The organism is Streptomyces spongiae (assembly GCF_009377185.1).
Taxonomy (GTDB): Bacteria; Actinomycetota; Actinomycetes; order Streptomycetales; family Streptomycetaceae; genus Streptomyces; species Streptomyces spongiae.
The window spans coordinates 23,872-30,676 of the sequence record NZ_VJZC01000062.1 but is presented as its reverse complement, the minus strand read 5'-3'; the positions used below and the strand labels follow the sequence as shown (position 1 = coordinate 30,676).

Annotated in this window: 7 protein-coding genes; 1 reads left to right on the top strand and 6 read right to left on the bottom strand. The window is 70.9% G+C overall.

Translation table 11 applies throughout. The features are described 5' to 3' along the window. Positions 1 to 5 precede the first annotated feature (5 nt). The gene (locus tag FNH08_RS12270; RefSeq protein ID WP_152771500.1) at positions 6 to 542 is read right to left on the bottom strand and encodes a TetR/AcrR family transcriptional regulator; all 537 of its coding nucleotides are present in this window, start codon (positions 540 to 542) and stop codon (positions 6 to 8) included. Further along, positions 542 to 862 carry a DMT family transporter gene (locus FNH08_RS12265; RefSeq protein WP_152771499.1) on the bottom strand — a complete coding sequence of 107 codons (321 nt, stop codon included), beginning with the start codon at positions 860 to 862 and terminating at the stop codon, positions 542 to 544. The genes FNH08_RS12270 and FNH08_RS12265 overlap by 1 nt, the downstream gene beginning before the upstream one ends. Positions 863 to 998: 136 nt before the next feature. On the opposite strand from FNH08_RS12265, the gene FNH08_RS12260 reads away from it, so the two are divergent. Beyond that, positions 999 to 2,810 carry a hypothetical protein gene (locus FNH08_RS12260; RefSeq protein ID WP_407704358.1) on the top strand — a complete coding sequence of 604 codons (1,812 nt, stop codon included), beginning with the start codon at positions 999 to 1,001 and terminating at the stop codon, positions 2,808 to 2,810. A gap of 25 nt (positions 2,811 to 2,835) precedes the next feature. Here FNH08_RS12260 and FNH08_RS12255 read toward each other — a convergent pair whose 3' ends face one another. Genes FNH08_RS12255 through FNH08_RS12240 form a run of 4 tightly spaced genes read right to left on the bottom strand, consistent with a single transcriptional unit; the run spans position 2,836 to position 6,599 of the window. After that, positions 2,836 to 4,137, bottom strand: coding sequence for an NAD(P)/FAD-dependent oxidoreductase (locus FNH08_RS12255; RefSeq protein WP_152771498.1), 1,302 nt, complete (start codon positions 4,135 to 4,137; stop codon positions 2,836 to 2,838). After that, on the bottom strand, positions 4,134 to 4,928 hold the full coding sequence (locus FNH08_RS12250; RefSeq protein WP_152771497.1) for an amino acid ABC transporter ATP-binding protein: 795 nt from the start codon (positions 4,926 to 4,928) through the stop codon (positions 4,134 to 4,136). Before FNH08_RS12250 ends, FNH08_RS12255 begins: the two co-directional genes overlap by 4 nt. Then, positions 4,925 to 5,686, bottom strand: coding sequence for an amino acid ABC transporter permease (locus FNH08_RS12245; RefSeq protein ID WP_152771496.1), 762 nt, complete (start codon positions 5,684 to 5,686; stop codon positions 4,925 to 4,927). The genes FNH08_RS12250 and FNH08_RS12245 overlap by 4 nt, the downstream gene beginning before the upstream one ends. A gap of 10 nt (positions 5,687 to 5,696) precedes the next feature. Then, a complete protein-coding gene (locus FNH08_RS12240) occupies positions 5,697 to 6,599 on the bottom strand; it encodes a substrate-binding periplasmic protein (protein WP_228034063.1) in 903 nt (300 codons plus the stop codon). Positions 6,600 to 6,805 lie beyond the last annotated feature (206 nt).

Genomic DNA, 6,805 nt, shown 5'->3' with positions numbered 1-6,805 from the left:
CTACATCACCGCGTCACCCGCTCCAACATCTCCCGCGCAAACCCCTCCTCATACGGCACCCCCGTCAACAACACCTGCAGACAGATCCCGTCGATCAGCGCGACCAGCGCCCGCGCGGTGACCGGATCGGTCCGCCGCGCGATCACATCCGCGAACGACTGAACCCACTCCGCGGCAACGGGCCGCAATGCAGGCCGCCGCAGCGCCGCAAGGTACAGCTCATACTCCAGCTCCACCCCCGTCCGGTCCCCCGCGAGCCACTCCCCGGTCAACGCGGCAAGCTCACCCGCGAGATCGGTCCGCGGATCCTCCAGCGCACCGCGCGCCGCGATGACCTTGGCAAAGCCCTCGTTGGCCTGACGCAGCGCGGCGACCATCAGTTCGTCGAGGGTCTTGAAGTGGTACGTCGTCGATCCGAGCGGCACGTCCGCCTCCGCGGCCACCGACCGGTGACTCAGTCCGGCGAGGCCCTGCGCGCCCACCACCCGGATCGCGGCGTCGATGATCCGCTGCCGCCGCTCGGGGTCGTACCGGCGGGCCATCAGTGCGCTCCTCCCAGGTTCAGCACCACCACTCCCCCGATGATCAGCACTATCCCGGCGACCTTGGCGACACCCAGGCCCTCCCCGAAGAGCGCCAGCCCGATCAGGGCGACGGTCGCGGTGCCCGCCCCGGACCAGATCGCGTACGCCGTACCGATCGACAGGCTCTTCAGAGTCTGCGCGAGCAGCACGAAGGACACGACGTACCCCACGAGGGTGAGGAGCGAGGGCCACAGCCTGCTGAACCCGTCGCTGTACTTCATGGCGGTCGTGGCAGCCACCTCGGCGGCGATGGCTCCGGCAAGGAGTACGTATCCCATGTGTACGAGTGTACGCAACGATGCGTACGACCGTACACATCAGCATCGGCCTTGCGGGGATGTGAGCGGACAGGCGCCGCGTTTGCTCGGAATCCGCCGTAGCCCCTGCTGTTACCCGTGGTTACAGTCCGGCTCCATGAGCGCAACAGGCACACCTCACACGAGGTCACACACGAGGTCATGGTTACGCGCCGGGGCCGCCGGAGCGTTGGTGGTGGCGGTGCTGGCCACCGCACCGGCGGCGGACGGCACACCAGGGAAGGGCACGACCGCCGACAGCGGCACCGCGGCCGCGTCCCGTACCGAGACACCGGTCGCGTCCACCTCCCCCCTCACGGACGTCGTCGAGACCCAGGTCTCCCTGCGGGTGCCGTTGCCCGCCTCCGTCGGCGCCCACCCCGAGCACTGCGACCGGCTGTCGTACCTGCGCTACCGGTCCGCGTCCGGCCCGTCCGACTCCTCCTCGGCGGACAGGATCCTCGTCGCCCAGCCGGGGATCCTGGAGGGCGCCGGCGCCTTCGACAGCGTGGCCCGCAACACGGTGAGGGCGGCGGCCGGGCAGGGGCGGCACATCGAGTTCTGGGCGCTGGACCGGCGGTCCAACTGCCTGGAGGACAACACCGGGATCGCGAGCGGAGACACCGCCAAGGCCGTCGACTACTACTACGGCGGTGCCGCGGTCGACGGCCGTACGTTCGACGGATTCGTGACGAGCGACCAGGCCGGCTGGCTCTCGGAGATCGGTCTGGAACAGACCGTCCGCGACCAGTACGACCTGCTGGCCGCCGAACTGCCCGACCAACGGCTGCGCAAGGAGAAGGTCCTGTGCGGCGGGCACTCACTGGGCGGGGTGCTCACCGGTGTCTTCGCCACCTGGGACTTCGACGGGAACCCCGTGACGAAGGCCGACGCCGGCTTCAACCAGTGCGCCGGCTACTTCGCGCTGGACACGACGATCTCCACGTCACTGGACGACCTCCAGGGCAACTCCGGGGACGGGGACGGGTTCCTGAACGGCACTCTCCTCCCCAAGGGCACGGTCCCCGACACCGGTCTCGGACTCGCGGCCGTGCGGGCCGGGCTGCGTACGGGCATCCTGCCGCGCTTCCTCGGCCTCCCCGTGGTCCTCAACCCCGAGACGATGAACCTCCTGGCGATCGGCGGGCTCGCCGCCCGCAACGCGCCGGACGCCGAGTCCACGCTGCTGGACACGGTGCCCCGCAACACCAACCTGGACGTCACGGCCCGCACCCTCTTCTCCAAGGACGCGGGCGTGTTCCTCAGCGGCAAGCCCACGATCCGGGACTTCCGCCTCACCAACGCGGCGGTGCTCGGCGCGTTCATGGACGACAACTCGGCACCGCTGGCGTTCCTCCAGACCAGCGTGGGCCTGTTCGACAGCCCCGGGGGCGGCCGGATCACCGACAAGGAGTTCCCCGTCTCGAACGACGTCCAGGGCTCCCCGGCCCTGTTCGGTACGGAGCTGAAGGCGATCCCGGACCAGCCCGATGGCCCGCTCTACACCTGGCGCAACTTCGACCGCGTGGGCGCGCCCGACGACCCGGTGCACCGCTCCAAGGACGGTACGCCCTTCACGACGGCCGCCAAGGAGGTCACTGACGTACGGGAGCTGGCCCGCAGCTTCGCCGAGCAGCCGCTGGACTTCACCGAGGACTACTTCCCGACCCGGCTGGTCACGGACATCCAGCTGATCGACGACCCGCAGCTCGCCCGCAAGCTGGTCCACCCGGCCGGCCTGACCGCCAACCCCAAGGTCACCTTCCTCGCGGGCGACGGCATCCTCGCGGACCACGTGCCCGCCGACGAGAACCCCGTGGTCCTGCCCGGTTATCAGCACCTGGATGTGCTCACGGCGGCGCCGACTCAGAACGGTGGCGGCCGGGAGCAGATCTCCGTACGGCTGTCGGCGTTCGCGGCCAAACCCTAGGGCACCCTGGGGCCCGTCCCCGGGCTCAACCGCCCAGCCGCTCGAAGCCGAAGGGCGCGAGCGGCTCCGGGCGGCGTCCCGTGCGGACGTACTCGGCGAGCCGGTGCCCGGTGACCGGGCCGAGCGTGACGCCGAGCATGCCGTGTCCCGTGGCCGCGAACGCGTTGTCGTGGCCCGGGACACGGTCGATGACGGGCAGCCCGTCGGGGAGGAACGGGCGCCCGCCGACCCAGGGGTCGCGGATCAGGCCCACCAGGTCGTCCGGGTCGTCGAACCAGCGGCCCAGGTAGTGCCGACTGGCGAGGGCGACGGCGACGATGCGGCGCCAGTCGAGGCGGTTGTTGTTGCCGCTCAGCTCCATCGTCCCGCCGATCCGCGTGGTGCCGGCGATGGGCGAGGCGACGGCACGGCGCTCGCCGAAGTACAGGGTGTGCCGGGGCGCCGGGTCCAGGTCCACGGAGAAGCTGTAGCCCTTGCCCGCCTGGAGGGGCAGCTGCTGTCCGAGCGAGCCCAGCAGGTGCGCGGAGCGCATACCGGCCGCGATCACGACGGCCGCGCACGGGATCTCGCCCGGGCCGGTGCGCACCGCGGTGACGCGGCCCCGAGTGGTCCGGAACCCCGTCACCTCCGCGTTCTCGTGGACCTTGACCCCGGCCGCGGCGAGCGCCTCCCCGAGCCCGTGGGCGAACGCCTCCGGGTCGACCACGCCCTCGCCCTCGACGAGGTAGGCCGCGCGCACCCCGGGCGACAGCGCGCCGTCGAGCAGCCGGGCCTCGTCGCCGGTGACGACGTCGTCGGGCATCGGGTAGCGGCCGTCGGCCATCTCCCGCTGGACGGCGAGGTGGTGGCGGGCCTCGGCCGGTGACAGGAAGGCGTGCACCATGCCGGGGCGGGTCAGGGTCGTGGTCACCCCGGCGTCGCGCAGTCCGTCGAAGAGGTCGAAGGTGTCGCGGTTCAGCTCGGCGATCGCCGCGTAGCCGCGCCGGAAGGCGGCCGGGGTACTGCTGCGCCAGAACCGCCACAGCCAGCGGACGAACGCCGGGTCGGGCAGGGGCCTGAGGTAGAGCGGCGAGTCGGGGCGGCCCAGCGACCGCAGGGCGTAGCGCACGACTCCGGGGGCGGGGACCGGCGTGGAGTGGCTGAGGCAGACCCAGCCCGCGTTGCCGCGGGAGACCCCGGAGCCCAGGGCGCGGCGTTCGACGACCTCCACGGGCAGCCCGGCCCGGGCCAGGTAGTACGCGGTGCACAGTCCGACGACGCCGCCGCCGACGACCACGACGGGGTTGTCGCCGACGGGCCGCCCGGCCGCGTTCCGTGTCCCCGTCATGAGGCCGACCCGTACGAGGCGAGGAACTCCCGGGTCCGGGCCCGCGCCGGGTTGTCGAGGACGTCCCGTGGGTCGCCCTCCTCGACGACGCGGCCGCCGTCGACGAAGACGACGTGGTCGGCCACCTCTCGGGCGAAGGGCAGTTCGTGGGTGACGAGCAGCATCGTCATGCCGTCCGCGGCGAGTTCGCGCATCACGCCGAGCACCTCGCGGGTGGCCTCGGGGTCCAGGGAGGACGTGGGTTCGTCGAAGAGCAGGACCTCGGGTTTGAGGGCCAGGGCGCGGGCGATGGCGACGCGTTGCTGTTCGCCGCCGGAGAGCTGGTCGGGCTGGGCGAGGCCGCGGTGGGCCACGCCGACCCGGCGCAGCAGGGTGACGGCCCGTTCCAGCGCCTCCTGTTCGGGGACTCCGGCCTTGCGCTGGGCCAGCACGACGTTCTCCACGGCCGTGAGGTGCGGGAACAGGTTGAACCTCTGGAAGACCATGCCGACGGTACGGCGCAGCCGGGGCAGGTCGCGGCAGACCGTACGGCCGCCGCTGTGCACCACGTCGCCGGCGACCTCGACGGTGCCGCGGTCGGGGCGTTCCAGCAGGTTGACGCAGCGCATCAGGGTGGTCTTGCCGCCGCCGCTCTGTCCGATGACGCTGACGATGCGGCCGCGGCCGACCTCCAGGTGCACGTCGTCGAGGACGAGGCGGCCGTCGAAGGACTTGCTCAGCCCTTCGATTCGGACGACGGCCTCGGTGGGTGCGGGTCCGGGCCGCTTGGCCGTGGTGACGGGCTCGGTCATACCGCCGCCTCCTTCCGCTCGATGTCACGCTCTCCTCGGAGGTCACCCGCTAGCAGTTCCCGGGCCGCTCGCACCCGCCGTCGTCGATACGGGGAGAGGGGCACTCCTGCCCGTACCTTCCGCTCCAGCAGCAGCAGGAGCTGGGAGAGCGGGTAGCAGAGGGCGAAGTAGATCGCCGAGATGACGAGGTAGACCTCCAGCGCCCGGAAGGTGGCGGAGGTGATGAGCCGTCCCTCGGACATCAGCTCGGCGGCGGAGACGGTGACGAGCAGCGAGGTGGACTTCAGCAGGTCGACGAGCATGGTGTTGGTGCCGGGCAGCGCCTGCCGTACGGCCTGCGGCAGGACGACGTGGCCGAAGATGCCCGCCCGGCCGAGGCCGAGGGCCTCGCCCGCCTCGGTCTGGCCGGCGTGGACGCCGCTGATCGCGGAGCGGAAGATCTCGGAGAGGTAGGCGGCGTAGAAGACGACGAGGCTGAGGCAGCCGGCGGTGAACACGTCCAGGCGGAGCCCCGCCGAGGCCAGGCCGAAGTAGGCCAGGAAGATGATGGCGAGGAGCGGGACGTTCTTGAAGACCTCGGTGTAGACGGCGGCGAGGGCGCGCAGCGGCCATGCCTTGCTGAGCCGCAGCAGCGCCACCGCCAGACCGAGGAGGACCGCGCCGACGAAGCTCACGACCGTGTACGAGACGGTGCGGCCGAGGGCGTCGAGCAGGTCGGACTGGTAGTCGGACCAGGGGACTTGGAAGAGACCGGACATGACCTCCCCCTCACTGTCCGATGGACGGCGGTGTCCAGTCCTGCGGCCGGTCCACACCCCGGCGTGCGGTGGCGACGTCGGCGGCGGGCTTGAGGAACTGCTCCGGATCGCCGCCGTACTTCTTCACGAGCTTCTCCATCTCGCCGTTCGTGTACATGGCGTCGATCTGCTCGGAGATCGCCTTCTCCAGCTTCGTGGCCTTCTTGGGGAGGTAGAAGCCGGTCTGGTACGGCTGGAAGTACTCGTAGGCGGGCTTGGCCTTGACCTGGGCGGCGGTCGGCGGCGTCAGGTACTGCGTGCTGATCTTCAGGTCCGGGCGTTCCTTCTGCGCGGCGATGATGATCAGCGGATCGAGGAACCCGACGTCGACGCGGCCGGCGCCGAGGTCGTCGAACACGCCGTTGGCGTCGGGGTAGGCGTGCAGCTTGGCGCCGGGCACGGCCTGGATGGACTTGACCCAGACGTAGCCCTCGACGGTGCCCAGTTGCAGGCCCTTCAGGTCGTCGACCGTCTTGTACGCCTTTCCGCTGCGGACGGCCATCGCCGGGGGCGAGTAGTAGGGCGGGTCGGTGAACAGGCCCTGCTTCTGTCTGTCGGCGGACCAGGCGACGCCACCGATGGTGATGTCGACCCGGCGGGACTGCACCCCGGCGAGCATGCCGGCGAAGTCCGTCACCTGGGGCTTGATCTTCAGGCCCAGCTTCTTGGCCACGTAGGTGAGGACGTCGCCGTCCAGCCCGACGATCTTGTCGTCCTGGACACTGGTGTACGGCGCGTACGGCTGGACGGCGACCTTGATGACGCCGGGCTCGATCGTGCCCAGCGCGGCGGTCTTCGCGGAGACGTTCGCCGGGGCGTCGTCGCCGTCGGAGCCGCAGGCGGCCAGGACGGAAACCAGGAGAAGTGAGGACAAAGCGGCAGCAAGTGAGCGCACACGGTTCATCGGCGTGGGCCTTCCGTACCGGAAGTGAGGACACCCGCCGTTCACCGCGTCGTGCCCTCGGCGGGGTGTGATGGTCCCCATACGCTAGGGACAGGCCCGCGGTGCGTCACCGTTCACTTCGTACGAAGTTGTGGCTGGAATCGCTCGCTCCCCTGTACGGTGCGTCCAACCCGGGC